The organism is Nostoc sp. NMS2 (assembly GCF_017115105.1).
GTDB lineage: Bacteria > Cyanobacteriota > Cyanobacteriia > Cyanobacteriales > Nostocaceae > Nostoc.
On the sequence record NZ_JABXKH010000176.1, the window covers coordinates 49,838 to 66,375 of the forward strand.

Here is a 16,538-nt window from a genome sequence, read left to right on the forward strand (position 1 = left end):
AACACTTGTAGAGACGGCGATTTATCACGTCTCAAATTCTACCAAACGCGATTTATCGCGTCTCAAAATTTATCCCCCAGACGCGATTTATCGCGTCTCTACAAAAAATTTACGATTACCATGACAGCAATTAAAACAGCAATTAAATTACCACCTTCAAAACACGAATTTGCCGAGGTAATTCATCGCTTAGAAGCAGGCGGTGCAATGTTACCCGATTCTCCAGAAAATTTAATGCAAATCATCGGTTTATATAAAGCTTATGCGGTGCCGATGGATTTTTACTGGCGTGACCTGCTTTATATTGCTGAAAACGAGTTTTTAAACCCGATTCCTTTCTTTAAATACTTCTTACCCAAAGAGTATTTAGAACTGCATAATCATTACGCTGGCAATGATGCCGATTTACGAATTTGGCGCGGCGAAGCTACTGCACATCCAGAACTTTTGGCATTTATCGAGAAGGGTGAAACTTTCAAAATGCCTAAGTTATTGCATCACTTATTCCACGATCGCATTAACATGGAGTTTGCTGAAGCTTGTATGCGGGCGATGTTGTGGCACAGAGGGATGGGTGGACAATTTGACCCTTACCTAGATTCAGACGAATACAAAGCCAACGCTGACCGAGCAATTAAAGCTTATTTTCAAGGAAACCCAGTTATGCTGGGGCTTTACAAGCTGTTCCCCGATATGTTTTTGGAACAGTGCCGCCAGATGTCGTACTACGCTAATCTGGGCTTATTCTGGGAAATCATGGCCCCGGTATTCTTTGAAATGTCCGATCGCTATGACGAAGGTACCATTAGCAGCGTCCCAGAGGCAATGAGCTTCTTAGTTAATGGTATATTTGCGATCGCAGGTCGTCCCATTTATCATCACGTTTACATTCGCGGCGAATGCTACGAAATTATCCCCAAATCTAAGGGTTTTATGTGGCTATACGAAGCTGCATTACCTTATGTAGAAGCCGTTTTCTACCGCACCGCACCCTTTCGAGGGACAAAATCTTATAATGCTCAAGCGCGTCAAGTACCAGAAGACCAAAAAGACTTTCACTTTGGTATTCTTTACGCTGATGTATTTCCAGTGGGTACTGCTGGCATTCCCCCCACATTATTAATGCAAGATATGTTGCATTTTTTGCCCCCATATCTTGTTGATTATTACAGCCAACATTGCCGGGGTGAAGAAGATATGTTGATTCAGTTGGGAGTTAGTTTTCAACGCTCAATGTACTGTGTTACTTCTGCGGTAATTCAAGCATTGAGATCTGCACTTTTATATCCTTTAGATGACCCAAATCCCAAGCATTTACAAGCCAATCGAGACTTCTTTGAAATGCAGATAAATCGCTTTACTCGTCCTGAATATAACATTCGTGATGCTGCTCGTTTAGGGAGTATTCAAAAGCAAGATTATAGATAAGAGATCCCCCCCATTTATCGCAGGGCTGTTTCATTCCCTAAAACCGATAAAATTGCAAGTAGGCTTTGAATTCGGGAGCATCCCAATGTTTCGCATAATACTTTTCAAACATCCTCTAAGGGGGTTAGGGACTTCCAAATAAAAAAATACTCAACTATTTCTTGTGGGGGTGGGCATCTTGCCCGCCTTTGTATACGAGCGGGCAAGATGCCCACCCCACAAGATTGGATAATTTATTTGTTGAAAGTCCCTTTGGGCAACTCTAGAAGACTTGTGTGTACACCGTAGGAGTCGGGGAGGGACGGGTTTTACTACGCAAAACCTCTTAGTAGTCTTTTTATATAGATTTTCCGTCACGGATAATATAAAGGAGTAATATAGCTCCTCACACAAGTAGCAATGACTTCAACCCTGCGGAATTTAACTCGTCTTCATAGCCCAACCCTGCATCAGTTACCCAATGGTTTGACAATCATCGCGGAGCAGATGCCAGTTGATGCTGTAAACCTCAACTTATGGATTAAAGTTGGTTCAGCCGTAGAATCTGATGCCATTAACGGTATGGCTCATTTTTTAGAACACATGATTTTTAAGGGAACAGAACGATTGGCTAGCGGCGAGTTTGAACGTCGAATTGAAGAACGGGGTGCTGTCACCAATGCCGCTACTAGCCAAGACTATACTCATTACTATATAACCACTGCCCCCAAAGATTTCGCCCAGCTTGCTCCACTACAAATAGATGTAGTATCAAATGCTAGTATTCCTGATGATGCTTTTGAACGTGAACGATTAGTAGTTTTAGAAGAAATTAGGCGTTCTGAGGATAATCCCCAACGGCGGACATTTCGGCGGGCGATGGAAACAGCGTATAATGAGCTACCTTATCGCCGTGCGGTATTGGGGCCAGAATCGGTGATTGCCGAACTTAAACCCCAACAGATGCGGGATTTTCATAATATTTGGTATCAACCCCAGTCAATTACTGCTGTAGCTGTGGGCAATTTGCCTGTAGAAGAATTAATTGCGATCGTTGCGGAAGGATTTACAAAAACACTCAGCACAGACGTGATGAATCGCGTCTCTACCCACTCCCCATTAAATCCTGAGTCACCATTTACAGAAATTGTCCGTCGAGAATTTATAGATGAAAGTCTCCAGCAAGGGAGGCTAGTGATGGTTTGGCGGGTTCCAGGAATGTCGCAGTTAGATCGCACCTATGGATTGGATGTTTTAGCAGGAGTTTTGGGACATGGAAGGACATCAAGACTGGTGAGAGATTTACGAGAAGAACGGGGATTAGTTTCTTCAATTTCTGTGAGCAACATGAGCAATCAGCTGCAAGGGACATTTTACATTTCAGCTAAATGTGCAGTAGAAAATTTAGCAGAAGTAGAGGATGCGATCGCTCAACATATTCGCACAGTCCAAACCGAGTTAGTCACAGAGTCAGAAATTGCCCGTGTACGGCGGCGAGTAGCGAACAGATTTATTTTTGGCAATGAGACACCAAGCGATCGCACTGGGTTGTATGGTTATTATCATTCCTTGGTGGGAGATTTAGAACCCGCCTTGAACTACCCAGATTATATTCAAAGCCAAGATGCAACTGACTTAATGCAAGCAGCCAAAGAGTATCTTTCCGCAGATGCTTATGGTGTAGTTGTCGTTAAACCGTAAATTAAAAATGGGGAATGGGGCACTTGTACTGAGCGAAGTCGAAGTATTGGGAATGGGGCATTGGGCATGAAGAAGAGACAAGGGAGACAAGGAAGAGGAGGGAGACAAGGGAGAGACTTGTTCAATAATTCCCCCTTGTCCCCCTTGTCTCCCTGCTCCCCTGCTCCCCTGCTCCCTCATCCCCCTCATCTTCCTCATCCCTTCAACACCCTGCTGTACTAATTGAATTGCTGTCACTTTGGTTGAAAGCTAGATAACATTAGATTCGGCGTGTTTACTGTTCGGGAGTGCCAAAATGTCTAAACAGCTGGGTCAAAAAATTGCACCTACACCTATATCAAATGATATCAATGTAGTGGATTTGATCGATCAATACTTCACTGCTTACAACTCAGCGCGGTTGCGGGAAATCTGCCAACTTCTGAGTCGTGATGTGCTAACCGAAGGTGTCACGGTGGGAGTTAGCCTTTCGGGTGCGATGACACCGGCAGGATTTGGGGTTTCAGCGCTTGCACCTTTAATTCGGAACGGCTTTATTGACTGGATGATTAGTACTGGTGCAAATCTTTACCACGATATGCACTACGGTTTGGGTTTTGAACTCTTTGCTGGTAATCCGTTTTTAGATGATGTGAAACTACGTCAGGAGGGGACTATTCGCATCTATGACATTATTTTTGGTTACGATGTGCTATTAGAAACTGATGCGTTCATCCGCAAGATTCTGCAAGGGGAAGCGTTTCAGAAGCGGATGGGAACTGCTGAGTTTCACCATTTACTGGGTAAGTATGTTCGGGAAGTAGAAAAGCAACTGGGTGTGCAGCATTCCTGCTTGCTGGCTACAGCTTATGAGTACGGCGTGCCTATATATACGTCTTCTCCAGGAGATAGCTCTATTGGGATGAACGTGGCAGCTTTGGCTTTGGAAGGTTCGCAGTTGGTGTTAGATCCATCAATTGACGTAAATGAAACAGCTGCGATCGCATATAATGCCCGTGAGTCAGGCGGTAAAAGTGCGGCTGTAATTCTCGGTGGCGGTAGTCCTAAGAACTTTTTACTACAAACTCAACCGCAACTTCACGAGGTATTAGGACTAGAAGAACGAGGACACGATTATTTTGTCCAGTTTACCGATGCACGTCCAGATACAGGCGGTTTGTCTGGAGCAACCCCATCAGAAGCCGTTAGCTGGGGTAAGATTGACCCGGAAGAGTTACCTAACACAATTGTTTGTTATACCGATAGCACAATCGCTCTACCACTGGTAACAGCATACGTCTTGAATAAGTGCCAGCCTCGTCCCCTGAAGCGTGTGTACGACAAGCGAGAAGCAATTCTGGATAAACTGCAAAAAGACTATCTAGCAGCCAAAACCCAATCATCAGATCAGATTCCCGCAGCAGTGGCTGAAAGTGCTTCACAACAGACAGCGACTTATCCCTGTGGACGGTTAATTCCGAATCATTAGGGAGTAGGGAGCAGGGGGAGATGAGGGGGACAAGGAGGATAAGAGGGATAAGGGAGAATTATTAAACAAGTTTCTTCTTTGTCTTCCCCCTCTCCCCTATCTCTTCCCATGCCCATTGGATCTAGTAGTTAGTCTTTCATTGTGGTATGAAAACAGACTTGATATTTATCTTTAAAAGGAAGAGTAAAAGAGGATATTTCAGGGGGTAAGAAGAAAAAATGCTAAAGAGAACTATTATTAGATAATTTCAGCCCACTTGAGTGGACTTTGGCTATCAGCCTTGCACTTCAGCATAGGGCGGGATGTCGAGCAAGTGCGATACTTTAAAAAGTATAAAAAATTATTCTGTAATATAATAGTCGTGTTTTTTATTAAATATCGTTTATGCCTTATCGCAGAAAATTTTTAAAAAGAGCAGGATACACAACCCTTTCTGCCTTATTGACTATGGGGTTTTTACAAAAGGATAAGCAGAAGGAAGATGGTAGCACAAATGCTGCTCCGGCAAATTATCTAAGTGCAAATGTCAATTCTCCCCTTCGACAATTAGCAGCCGCCAAAGGCAAGCGTTATGGCGCAGCAGTTTCTACTGATATTTTGCTAAAAGAGAAGGATTACGCTGACCTAATTGCTCGTGAATGTTCGATAGTGACACCAAATGGTGAATTAAAATGGAACGCCACTGAACCACAGCCAGGAAAATTTACCTTTGAATCAGCAGATGCGATCGCTGGTTTCTGCCAAAAGCATAATATAGAATTGCACGGGCATACCCTTTTCTGGCACATGGGAAAACCAGACTGGCTTCCTTACCCCCCCACTCTTAAAATGCTCGAACGCCATGTTACAGGAGTCATGGGTCATTATCGCAATAGCCCCGTTTTGAAATCTTGGGATATTGCCAATGAAATCATCGCTGATAGTGAAAAGGAAACTGATAATCCTACCTACGGTTTGCGTAAAGGGGTAAAACGAGAATTAATTCGAGATTTGTTTTTATTAGCAGCTTCAGTTGATAGTAGCAAGAAATTTTACCTCAACGATTTCGGCATCGAAGGTGCTACATGGAAATCAGAACGTTTCTTAAAAATGGTCGAATATCTGAAGAATAGTGGCGTTAAAATTGACGGCGCAGGTATCCAATCACATCTATGGTTTTCTACTGCTTATGGTTTTGATGAAAAAGGATTTAATTCCGTCTTAAAACGACTTAACGATCTGGAAGTTAAACCTCTAATCACAGAATTAGATATTATCATTGATACCCCACTGCCCGATAGTATCAAAAAGCTAGACCAGATGGTAGCCGACAGTTACAAGCGATATCTTGACCTCTGCTTTGCGGCTGGAGTTGATACTGTAATCACATGGGGAATCACCGACCGTCATACCTGGATACGTCATCCTGACTGGATACCAGGAAAAACATTTAGAAACAATCCAAGTCTCTGGAAATTTCTGCGTCCACTTCCCTTCGATGAAAACCTACAACCTAAACTTGCTTGCAACGCCATTGCCAAGGCTTTTCAGCAAGCAACCTAATACTTTACCCAGACGTAAATAGCGCTTTCAAGTGTCATTCTTAACGAAGTATGTGGGGATATTATTCATCATTTACGATGATGATACATAAAGTGTCTTGATTAATTAGTCAGAAACCCCAGCCCTAAAGGGCGAGGCTTGAAAAAGCCTAAATTTGACCAGTCTAAGTTATTCAGCCTTAATACAGTATTTCATAAATTCGTGACAAATTAAGTGACGTACTGGTGAGGCTTGGCGAAACTCAATTATGCTACAAACTTGTGGAATCTTGTACTGAGAAATAGCCGCATTCTATTTTTTTTTTGTTGGCTTGGCATACTCCAAATTTCTCGTAAAAATAATGTAGCTACAAACCAAGGCTCAAGCAAGTAACGTTTCCAAAGTCTTTTCGGTTCAGATAACAAACGATACAACCATTCCAAACCAACCCTTCCCATCCAGCGAGGAGGAGTAGGTACTGCTCCTGCTACATAGTCCATACAGGCTCCACTAGTCAAAATAGTGTTGGCATCAATATATTCCAGATTTTCCAAAATCCAATGCTCTTGGCGTGGCATACCCATTCCCACCATTAATACATGAGGTTTGTAAGCATTAATTGCAGCCAGAGTGGCAAGATTTTCTTCACTATCTTTATCCATATCAATATAGCCATGAGCGCAAGCAATCTGTAAACCAGGAAATTTCTGGCGCAAAATACTTGCTCCTTGTTCCGCCACTCCTGGCTTTGAACCTAAGTAGAATACACGCCAGTCTTTATTAGCTGCTTCTGCCATCAGAGGCCATACCCAGTCAGCATAGGTTACTCTTTGTTCTCGTTTCATTGGAAAACCTAACAACTTTCCAATAAACAATAGAGGCATACCATCAATATGGATAAATTCAGCCTTGGCATAAAACGCTTGCATCTTTGGGTCGTTATGAAAGAGATAAAGACTATGCAAGTTGTGATTAGCAATAATCCATTTCTCCTTTTTCTCAATAGATTCTTCAATTAATAAATTTAACTCTGGGATAGAGAGTGCATCAACTTTAATACCAAGAAGTTTATAAGAAAATCGATTTTTCATGATTTAAAGAATTTTTATTTTTAGAATTATGAGAGTTTATTTCAAAGGAAAGGTGAGTATTTAAAAATTAATTGCTAGCAATATTTAAATATTTCAAATCTTCAATACTAAAAAAATTATTTTTTTAGGTCTATATATTATTTGAAATAAACTTAACTAAGAACGACTTACTTCCATGAGAATTTGTGCGATATTCTGCGCTCTTGCATTCCAGGAATATTTCTCTGTAATTAAGGTATATGCTGTATCTACAAGTGATTGATATTTCTCAAAATTTGAAGCTGCATCTAGCACTGTATTAGCGACTTCCTCAGTAGAATATCCTGTTACTAAAAGATGTTCCAAGTGCCGAAATTCTTCTAAACCTCGCAATCCTTCTGGTGTTGATACAACTAACTTTCTACTAGCGAAATAATCTAACGCTTTATTCCGAGCGCCACCGGCTACTGCTTGCTTAGAGAATGGTAGCAAAGCAATATCTGCATATTTAACATATTTAACAAAATCCTCTCTTTTCGGTAAAAACCCCAAAAAAGAAAGATTAGAAGGTATTGGTTCTGAAACATCACTACTATCCCTACCTATAACAACAAAATGTATTTTCTCCTGATTATTTTCAATATGTTTAGCAACCTGAATAGTCATTGACACAGACATATCATTACTTGGAAACTGAAATGTTTTAGGAGCAATAAGAATCACTATTTTTGCTGGTCTAAATTCTTGATAAGGGTCTTTGCTCAAAAACGATTCAGTATTTAGTAAGTCTTCAGTAACTCCATTGCCGATACTATAAATCTGTTGTGGAGTTTTACCATACCACTGAGAAATTAGTTTAGGAATTGAGTCACCTGCTGCAATAATTGGACTACCAGAAAATATCAGAATTCCCTGAGCAATATATGTCTTAATACATTGTACAAACTCCTTGAAAGGATTGGCAACTGAAAACAAGCGCATCCAGTATTCATACGCTGAAAATGTATGGAAATCCAAGACAAGAGAGGAATTTCTGTGTTTTCTAAGCTTAAGTGAAATTAAAGCAGCTAATCCAGGTAACGTTTCTTGAGCATAAACAATATCTGGACAAAACTCATCGATACATTTTTCTATAGTTTGAATATATGACTTCAGGCTTCTTGACCCAATCGAAATAGAAGGTGCATACTTAACAGATGAACAATCTAATCCTAGCTGAAAAACATCAAAATACTTAGTAAGATATTGTCCTAGATAAAAAGGTCTAGTAAATGCACCAAATGGTTGACTAGAATCAAGTGTTGAGACAATTAGTAAGCGTTTACCCATAATATACTAATGATTTCAATATTTAATAATTGATTTTTTAATCTACATTTTTTAACTTATTTAGATAGTTATGAATTATCCAAATACCATTAGTAAACGATCCTAGTAGCAGAATCAAACTTCTGAGTTGGTTTGGTTAATATCTTCAGAAAATGTGGGAGAAATTGCCAAATTTTTGTAACCAATAATTGCTCTTATATAGGGTAAAAACCAGTAAAATATCCATAATGGCCCAGAGTGTCTGATACAAAATATAGTCCAAGGCTTTAATGGAAATCCTTTAATTTGTAGTGCCTTTTTTAAGCGCTGTAATATACTTAAATTAGTATCTACCCAACTATTGCGGATAGAGTTTTTAGTACAAGTACCAATATATTCAGGAGCTACCCATATTTGACAACCTAATTTACGCGCTCTGAGGGCATAATCTAAATCTCCTAAACTGTGAATAAAAGCTGTATCAATATTGCCAACTTTTACTGCAACAGTTTTAGGGATTAGCACACAGTTCCCATACATAGCATCGCATTTTTGAATAACCGAACTTGGTTCTAAAAATTCAAACTTGTTAGAATACCACTTTTTAGATTTTACTGCTCCTCCATAGGTTGCTTTTCCTGTCATTGGGTCTTTAGTTGAACCAACTACAATTGAGTCTGGATAACCTTGTTCAGTCAAATCTTGATGAATTTGTAACAATTTACTGACAACATTGGCTTCTAGAAATGTGTCATCATTCAACCACAGATAATAGTCATATTGATTTTTTATCGCCTCACCAAAGGCGAGATGCATTCCTCCCACCCAAAATAAATTACCATTACCCTGAAGAATGTGTACCTCTGGATATTCTGCTTTGATAGCTTGTGTAGTCCCGTCAGAGCTACCATCATCAGTTAGATAAACATCACAATGATGTTTTTGCTCATATAAAGTATGTAGACAGGCGAGAGTTGTATTACGCCTGTTATGACAGGTCATAACTACAGCTATATTTGCTTTTTTCATCCTATTTACCTCATGTAATTTCTATGGAAACAAGCAATACAAATAATAAAGCTAAACGTAATTATTTCCATTACGTTTAAAGTTTAGCCATTTTTTCTATCCAGCCACTCAAATTAATATCTAAATTAAAGTTTCGTAATTTTTGTTCCATTCTTCTAATTACCAGCATATATCGATGCAAAACTGATACACGAGGCATTTTGAGTCTGACAACCTCTTGACACAACCATAGATATTTTTCGGAATCCATGTTAAGTTTTTTAAATTTTTTGATTTGTGCATTCCAATCGTTATAGAAGAATAAGTTGAAATAATGAATCGATATAATATCATTCCAATGTTTAATTTGCAATTCTGTTGATAAGCGGTTATGTAAAGGTAATGGATAACTATAATTAGCAGGAAGATGTTCGACGTTTTCTTCCAAGGCACATAAAGTTACAGACAAAACAGACTGCTCAACAAAATAAATACCTTGGGGAGGGGTGATATCAAGGCGCATGACTTTTTCAAAATTCTCTTTCCAAGCTGTAAATATACCCGCACTCCTTCTGACAACGACCAAACCAGAATTCCAGTAAGCTCTAATCCTTTTTTTACCAATTGGTGTTTCAACAAATACCTCACGCTTTACCCCCAGCACTTCATATAATTTTTGCCAGTACCATTCTTGAGAGTCTCGCAAACCTGTAGAACCAATTCCTTGACCATACTCAGGACGTAAACGAGCGTTACAATTAACAGGCAATAAAAACTCTTTTGGTTCAGAAAAAAAGCATTTATCACTGTCTAGAAAAACTAATATTTCTGCGTCGATATTTTGTTCTGCATAAGCACACGCCAGAGGCTTATTTGCTAAATAATATTCATGAAATTCTTGATTGATAGGGACTTGTTGATGATTTACCTGCAACGCTTCAAATGCTTTTTGGGTTTGCTTTGATATTGGTTCACCTACTCTAGGATGAAAACTATATATAGGTGTATCTTTCAATTCTCCACAGAACTTACGAATACTTTCTGCAAGCATTAAAGACTGAGCTTCTAAGCGCCCAGGTTCTGTACAAATTATAAAAGCTATAGGTATTGACATATTATGAAGTATTTATTTACTAAATTAGTTACTAAATGAAGATTTCTTGCCTATCATCAATATTTCCTCAAACAAAGCTGAATAACGACGTGCTTGAAGTTCTAGAGTGAATTCTTGTTCTGCTTTCTCACGAGCATAGAATGACAGCTTTTCTAACCTCTGCTCATTTTCAAGTATCCAGGCAATTCCTTTGGCGAAATCGCCAACTTCATAAGGGTTAGCTAAGTAGCCATTTTGCTGATGATCGACAATATCTTTTAAGCCAGTAGAATTAAATGCAACAACTGGAGTACCACAAGCGAGTGATTCAGAAGCTGTCTGTCCAAAAGATTCTTGCAGAGACGGCACAAGCATCACATCAGCTGCTGAGTAAACAGTTGCTAAAGATATATCATCATATAAATGCCCCAAATAGTATGTCTTAAAGCCTAAATCGGGTGGATTTTCCGGTTGAGATGCCCCAAAAATCACCACCTCAAAGTTGTCCTTCCATCCAGATTTACTCAATTCTTGTAGAGCTGGCTGCAACAAATGAAATCCTTTATTGCGATCGCTTGTTGCTTCTATGGCTCCAAAGAGAATCAGCTTCTTATCTTGAGGTAACTTCAGCGTTTCTCGGGCAAAATACTGATTAATAGGTCGGTATTTTTGAGTATCCAATCCGTGAGGAATCACCTCAATTCGCAAATTTTGGAACAAAGAACTGGAACGAGCGCACTCTGCTAACCAAGAACTTGGGGAAACCAGAGTTAAATTAATATTTTTCCAAGCTTTTACTTTGCGCCGCCATACCCAACGGGATAAATCCCACTCACTACTACTGTTGAGTTGAGGGCAAGCTCCGCAGGATACTTTGTAGCGATCGCATTCTCCAATAACGTGACACCCCCCAGTAAACCCCCACATATCATGGAGAGTCCAAACTAAAGGACGCTTCAGTTTAGGGAACGTTTCTATTTGCATAAAAGCCGCGCTAATCCAATGCAAATTGATTATATCTGGATTAATCTGAGCGACTTTAGGAATAACTCTATCTGGCAGCCATTGAATAAAAAATGGAGTATTTTTCTTTTGAGGATAAAGCTTTAATGGTAGGCTTTCAAATGTCAATTTGGCTTTGGCGATACCTTGAGATAGCCTAATTTTTGGGGCGATTACTGTTTTATCATTACTAGATTTTTCCTGAACTAGCATTTGTGACTGTAGTCCTATATCTTGCAAACCTGTATGCAAGCGATAGGCAGCCCTTGCAGCACCTCCACCAATATCGTGAGTACTAAGATGTAAAACTTTCATTTGTTTTAACTTCGTAATTACTAACTAAAATATTTTTACGATTTTGTTGATATTCAAGAGTCAAAGATAGAGACGTAGTGACATACATTAACCAATTCCAACTGGGAGTTAATAATCTTGCTTCTGAAAAATTAACTATTACAATAATAATTAGCATCTGCATTGGCCAATAATCTTCCGGTTTTTTAGCGACAGAAATAATTCGAGTCAATGCCATTACAAAGAACCGGAAAAACCCTGCGGCAAAAGTCAAAAAACCTAAGAATCCTAATTCTAACAATAGTTCTAAAAAACCATTGTGAGCATTACTTGCCCAATCATAAGTAGCTCTTAGATTAGATGCAGCAGGACTAGTCCAAAATCCAGAAAATCCATAACCTAGCCAGGGTCTTTCCCAAATCTTGGACATCACTAGCTCCCAGAGATCAGAACGTCCATTGAAGGTAAGGTCTTTGCCAGAAGTACCAACTATGGTATCGGCATTATTTACAAGTAACATTAAACCGATAATTAGTAACATTAAAGTCGAAGTAATCAGAATAACTTGTAATTTATAATTAGTTTTTTGAAATGATTTATAAACAGGTAAAAGTAATATCATTGTTAATATAATCGTCAAAGACGTTGTTGAACGTGAGAGGATAATTAGACATATAGATATCCCACATATTCCCCACATTAACCAACGATATCTATGGCTACTAAGAGCAAGGTGCAAAAAAACTCCTGCGCTCCAAGCCATCATGTATCCTAATTCGTTTTTATGACCATAGATTCCACTCCACATACCTACTAATTCACGTGATTGGTGAATATAACCCGGTATGAATGCAGAAAATATCATAGATAATAATGCAGATGCACCAAGCGCCCAAGCAATTAGTCTCATTTGTTCGCGGAGAGAATAACGCATTGCCAAATAGATTGCTAGAAAATATAGTCTGATTAAACCTCTCATATAAGTAAGACTAGAACTTAAGTCTCCTGACCATAGAATAGAAAATATAACTATTGTTAGTAGAATAAACTGTAATGGACTTTTAGTAGTTACATAAAGAAAACCTTTCCAGTATAAAAGTAGGAAATAAAATAGAATTAAATATGAAACTATATTGAATATAGTATCTAGCTTATCGCCTCCAAGAGTAGATATAGAAATTTCCTGTGCAGGGTGTATGGTCAATGCCCCTACAGTGATAAGTAATAGTAAGACAGTTAATATTTTTTCTGTTAATTTTACCTTAGTTTCTGACATTTTATCTGTCTATTAATTTACTAGATTTGTTGCTATTTTTTGACTGTTGAGTAATTTAGTTTTTTCTTCAATTCTTCTTTGAAAATATCCAATGCAGTTGCTTTATAGACTGTTTTTTGCGTAAAAACATCTGCCTCTATATTCCTCACAATAAATGGTGGATGTTTTAAGGGAAATTCCATTGCTTCCATCGACATATTAATGAACGAAAATTTTTGTTTGGAATTGAAATGAGTTGCGTCTGCACCAACACCAACATTAGAAATTAAATTGACATTGGGAATAATGCTTAAGCTACCCTGCATCCAGCAAGCGAATGTCCATTGATAATCCCAGGTTATTCCTGTAGGATTGTTATAAATAGACTGAAATATTCGTCGCCAATAATTTACTGCTTTTGTATCTATAAGAATGTCATATAAAATGTTTTCTGCTTGCACCTCTTTCCAGAGTTTCATGGTCAAATCATAATGTTGCCAAGCACGTCTCCAACTTGCCCAACCCCAGCAGTGGTTATAACGAGAAAAGTAGTAACTGTAATTTGTGCGTTTTCGTCCAAATTGAACATTTTGGGCAGATATTGTACTGATTCTAGTATCATATCTATATTTTTCCAGTAGTTCTTCACTAAATCTGAAAAAATTCGGATGAGGGATACAATCATCTTCTAAAATAATTGTCTCTTCAACATTATTAAATACCCAATCTAAACCACTAGATACTCGTTTTGCACAACCTAAGTTGATATCAGAATAATTTTTAATAACCTCACATTCCCAATCAACTCTTTCAATAATTGCCCTAGTTTCTTCACACTTTTCTGCCTCACCTTCGCGGTCAGTGCGCGGCCCATCTGCAATTACAAAAAGTTTTTTTGGCTTGGCTTGGCGAATAGCTTCAAAAACTTTCTCTGTTTTTTGTGAGCGATTGAAAATAATAATAGTTACTGGTGTTTGCATATTTAATTAATTTGGCTAATGTCATTAATATAGTATTAAAAATCAATAATAAGAATCAAAATTTATAAAAAGGAAGTAGCGATCGCATCTGAATTTTAAATATTTTTTGTGTTCTTTTATCAAACGCATTGCATAGAAAAGCAGCAGAAGCTTGAGATATTATTGTTGCGATCGCAGCACCAAATCCTGCATATTTAGGAATAAGCAATAAATTAAGAATAATATTCAATATCGCCCCAAATAAAGTTTTACCTAAAGAAACATGATTTAAACTTTCAGCAATAAACCACGGTGATGTCGCAAGACCCATAAATACAAACAAAGAAGTCCAAATATGAACTGCTAATATTGGACCTGCTTGTGCATATCCACTTCCAAACATCACCATAATTATCTTGTCAGATAGAAATGTCATTGGCAGAGCAATTGCAAAAGATATGCATGTCAATAGACGGAGTAATTGTCCTATCCTCTGATAATAAAGACTTTCTGATTTTTCCTTAGCTGCGTAAATTGAAGGAGCAACCGAAGAGACAATAGCCGCCGGAATAAAATACCAAATTTCAGAAACACGGACAGCAGCAGAATAAATTCCGACCTCGCTATTTCCGATCATTTGACCTAACATTACCTGATCGATTCTCATAAAAATCATGATGGCGAACCCCGAAAAAATTAGAGGTAAACTCTCTTTCAAAAGAGTTTTGGCAGCAGTAAAGTTCCAACGCCATGACGACACCGAAGCCCCTCTGACTTGGTAAACAACTAGCAAACCAATTGCACTCATTGCAAATTCTGCTAATGTTACCCAAGCAAAAGCTAACAATGGTGCTTTTGTTAAAATTAGTGCTATCTTGATGAGAGTATTTAGCAGAAAAGCTACATTCTTAGCGATTACACTGTATTTTGACTGCACCTGTGATTGAAACCACAGTTCAATAGTATCAGCCGCCCTAAAAATCCCTGCCATTCCTAAAATTGCAACTAGCCATATCTTCAGTGTTTCATGCTCACCTAAGAAGAACATACTACCAGCTGCCAATAAGACAGAAGCAATTCCACCGAGCAATTTTAGCCAAAAAGTGGTTCCTAAAATTTCCTCTTTATTTGATGATTGACGGACAATATGGCGAACTACTACATCGTCTAGTCCAAGAGTAAAAATCGGACTGAATAAGCTAACAAAGGCTAAAACATAGTTAAATAGACCATACTGCTGTACCCCTAAATAGCGTGCTACCCATACTCCTACTACTAAGCTTGCACCCATACGGAGAATGCGGTCAGCAAACAACCAACCTGTATTGGCAATAATTGCACGTAACCCAGAACGAGATTTTAATTGTGATAAGCCTTTAAGTCTTAATTTACTTAGCATTACTTTTTTTAACCATGTGACACTCTCTATAACAATATGCAAATTTTTATTAGCTTGCTAAATTCATCAAAATAATAATTATTGGCTACTATTTTTTAATTTTCCAGCCATCAAAATTTTAAAAAAGTAGTTTAATAACAAAATAATGCCCTTAATTTTCCAATAAAAGTTAGGCTCAAACAAAAATATTATTTTCAAATATGAAATAAAATCTTGAAGTTTCGGACATGGGATTGTTTTTAGCTCATCAAGAGAGGTGAAAGCCAATAATAATGGTAGGCTAAAGTTATTTGTTTTAATAATGTAATTAAATAAAGAATTGCGTTTCCAAAATCTTTTATATTCATAGTTTTTGTCTATATCTAAAAATTTCTTGTTATGATACTGATTATTTTGATGTATTCTATACATTACTAAAGGGTTAGACATATAAAACTTTTTAGCCCCTACCAAAGAGGCTCCCCATACCAGGCAGTCATCAGCCCTTACACGCCAATCTTCTGTATTTGGAATAGGTAAAAATTTTCTGATGATTTCTCGACGGATTGACAATGTTGAAGTTATAGAGCCAATCCATTCACCATTACATAAAGTTCGGATTACTGAATAACCCAAATCTAAATCAACTACATCAGCTTGAAATGTTCCTTCTTCTGCCCCGAATTTTTTATATGCACAAAATAGGAAATCACATTCACTACGTCTCTTATAAAAATTTAGGGCAGTTTCTAAATACTGAGGTTCATAAATATCATCGGCATCTAAAAAAAATATAATCTCTCCAGTCGCAGCTAAAAAACCTTCGTTAAAGGATGATAATTGTCCTTGATTTTTTTCTTTGAAGATACATTTAACATTATCTATTTGAGTAAATCTAGCAAGGATATCCACAGACTCATCTGTGGATGCGTCATCAACAACAATAATTTCATCAAATTTGACTGTTTGATTTAAAGCACTATCAATTGCCTCTGAAACAAATTCAGCATAATTGTAGTTATTAATTAAACAAGATGTTTTGATTTTGTTTTTATCCATATAGAAATACCTCCC

General features: G+C 38.0%; 13 protein-coding genes. 4 read left to right on the forward strand and 9 right to left on the reverse strand.

Going from position 1 to position 16,538, the window contains the following annotated elements; genetic code table 11:
- Positions 1 to 120 precede the first annotated feature (120 nt).
- From HWQ36_RS32705 to HWQ36_RS32720, 4 genes are all read left to right on the forward strand, one after another.
- Complete coding sequence (locus HWQ36_RS32705) at positions 121 to 1,428, forward strand: CO2 hydration protein (RefSeq protein ID WP_292710812.1); 1,308 nt, start codon at positions 121 to 123, stop codon at positions 1,426 to 1,428.
- A 399-nt stretch (positions 1,429 to 1,827) separates the two neighbouring features.
- A complete protein-coding gene (locus HWQ36_RS32710; RefSeq protein WP_292710815.1) occupies positions 1,828 to 3,108 on the forward strand; it encodes a pitrilysin family protein in 1,281 nt (426 codons plus the stop codon).
- Positions 3,109 to 3,403: 295 nt separating this feature from the next.
- Entirely contained in the window at positions 3,404 to 4,576 is a 1,173-nt protein-coding gene (gene speY, locus HWQ36_RS32715) for a deoxyhypusine synthase (protein WP_292710818.1), read from the forward strand.
- Between the two features lie 447 nt (positions 4,577 to 5,023).
- Positions 5,024 to 6,118 (forward strand): endo-1,4-beta-xylanase, encoded by a 1,095-nt coding sequence (locus HWQ36_RS32720; RefSeq protein ID WP_292710821.1) that lies wholly within the window; start codon positions 5,024 to 5,026, stop codon positions 6,116 to 6,118.
- A gap of 245 nt (positions 6,119 to 6,363) precedes the next feature.
- Here the strand turns inward: HWQ36_RS32720 and HWQ36_RS32725 are convergent, their stop codons facing one another.
- The 9 genes from HWQ36_RS32725 to HWQ36_RS32765 all read right to left on the reverse strand — a co-directional run bounded on the left by HWQ36_RS32725 (position 6,364) and on the right by HWQ36_RS32765 (position 16,523).
- Positions 6,364 to 7,188: a WecB/TagA/CpsF family glycosyltransferase gene (locus HWQ36_RS32725; RefSeq protein ID WP_292710824.1), complete on the reverse strand. Its 825-nt coding sequence runs from the start codon at positions 7,186 to 7,188 to the stop codon at positions 6,364 to 6,366.
- A gap of 156 nt (positions 7,189 to 7,344) precedes the next feature.
- Positions 7,345 to 8,496: a glycosyltransferase family 4 protein gene (locus HWQ36_RS32730; RefSeq protein ID WP_292710825.1), complete on the reverse strand. Its 1,152-nt coding sequence runs from the start codon at positions 8,494 to 8,496 to the stop codon at positions 7,345 to 7,347.
- 114 nt (positions 8,497 to 8,610) lie between these two features.
- A complete protein-coding gene (locus tag HWQ36_RS32735) occupies positions 8,611 to 9,504 on the reverse strand; it encodes a glycosyltransferase family 2 protein (protein ID WP_292710828.1) in 894 nt (297 codons plus the stop codon).
- 76 nt (positions 9,505 to 9,580) lie between these two features.
- Positions 9,581 to 10,597 carry a hypothetical protein gene (locus HWQ36_RS32740; RefSeq protein WP_292710831.1) on the reverse strand — a complete coding sequence of 339 codons (1,017 nt, stop codon included), beginning with the start codon at positions 10,595 to 10,597 and terminating at the stop codon, positions 9,581 to 9,583.
- Positions 10,598 to 10,621: 24 nt separating this feature from the next.
- Positions 10,622 to 11,893 (reverse strand): glycosyltransferase family 4 protein, encoded by a 1,272-nt coding sequence (locus HWQ36_RS32745; RefSeq protein ID WP_292710833.1) that lies wholly within the window; start codon positions 11,891 to 11,893, stop codon positions 10,622 to 10,624.
- Entirely contained in the window at positions 11,874 to 13,148 is a 1,275-nt protein-coding gene (locus tag HWQ36_RS32750; protein ID WP_292710836.1) for an O-antigen ligase, read from the reverse strand. The genes HWQ36_RS32745 and HWQ36_RS32750 overlap by 20 nt, the downstream gene beginning before the upstream one ends.
- Before the next feature lie 32 nt (positions 13,149 to 13,180).
- The gene (locus HWQ36_RS32755; protein ID WP_292710838.1) at positions 13,181 to 14,107 is read right to left on the reverse strand and encodes a glycosyltransferase family 2 protein; all 927 of its coding nucleotides are present in this window, start codon (positions 14,105 to 14,107) and stop codon (positions 13,181 to 13,183) included.
- Positions 14,108 to 14,162: 55 nt separating this feature from the next.
- Entirely contained in the window at positions 14,163 to 15,485 is a 1,323-nt protein-coding gene (locus HWQ36_RS32760) for a flippase (protein WP_292710926.1), read from the reverse strand.
- A 78-nt stretch (positions 15,486 to 15,563) separates the two neighbouring features.
- Positions 15,564 to 16,523, reverse strand: coding sequence for a glycosyltransferase family 2 protein (locus HWQ36_RS32765; protein WP_292710841.1), 960 nt, complete (start codon positions 16,521 to 16,523; stop codon positions 15,564 to 15,566).
- Between the last annotated feature and the right edge of the window lie 15 nt (positions 16,524 to 16,538).

What these genes read in the sequence shown, in the direction of transcription:
- HWQ36_RS32750 (WP_292710836.1), bottom strand. Translation starts at nt 13,148, where the DNA reads ATGTCAGAAACTAAGGTAAAATTAACAGAAAAAATATTAACTGTCTTA.
- speY (WP_292710818.1), top strand. Translation starts at nt 3,404, where the DNA reads ATGTCTAAACAGCTGGGTCAAAAAATTGCACCTACACCTATATCAAAT.
- HWQ36_RS32710 (WP_292710815.1), top strand. Translation starts at nt 1,828, where the DNA reads ATGACTTCAACCCTGCGGAATTTAACTCGTCTTCATAGCCCAACCCTG.
- HWQ36_RS32755 (WP_292710838.1), bottom strand. Translation starts at nt 14,107, where the DNA reads ATGCAAACACCAGTAACTATTATTATTTTCAATCGCTCACAAAAAACA.
- HWQ36_RS32720 (WP_292710821.1), top strand. Translation starts at nt 5,024, where the DNA reads ATGGGGTTTTTACAAAAGGATAAGCAGAAGGAAGATGGTAGCACAAAT.
- HWQ36_RS32765 (WP_292710841.1), bottom strand. Translation starts at nt 16,523, where the DNA reads ATGGATAAAAACAAAATCAAAACATCTTGTTTAATTAATAACTACAAT.
- HWQ36_RS32735 (WP_292710828.1), bottom strand. Translation starts at nt 9,504, where the DNA reads ATGAAAAAAGCAAATATAGCTGTAGTTATGACCTGTCATAACAGGCGT.
- HWQ36_RS32730 (WP_292710825.1), bottom strand. Translation starts at nt 8,496, where the DNA reads ATGGGTAAACGCTTACTAATTGTCTCAACACTTGATTCTAGTCAACCA.
- HWQ36_RS32745 (WP_292710833.1), bottom strand. Translation starts at nt 11,893, where the DNA reads ATGAAAGTTTTACATCTTAGTACTCACGATATTGGTGGAGGTGCTGCA.
- HWQ36_RS32760 (WP_292710926.1), bottom strand. Translation starts at nt 15,485, where the DNA reads ATGCTAAGTAAATTAAGACTTAAAGGCTTATCACAATTAAAATCTCGT.
- HWQ36_RS32705 (WP_292710812.1), top strand. Translation starts at nt 121, where the DNA reads ATGACAGCAATTAAAACAGCAATTAAATTACCACCTTCAAAACACGAA.
- HWQ36_RS32725 (WP_292710824.1), bottom strand. Translation starts at nt 7,188, where the DNA reads ATGAAAAATCGATTTTCTTATAAACTTCTTGGTATTAAAGTTGATGCA.
- HWQ36_RS32740 (WP_292710831.1), bottom strand. Translation starts at nt 10,597, where the DNA reads ATGTCAATACCTATAGCTTTTATAATTTGTACAGAACCTGGGCGCTTA.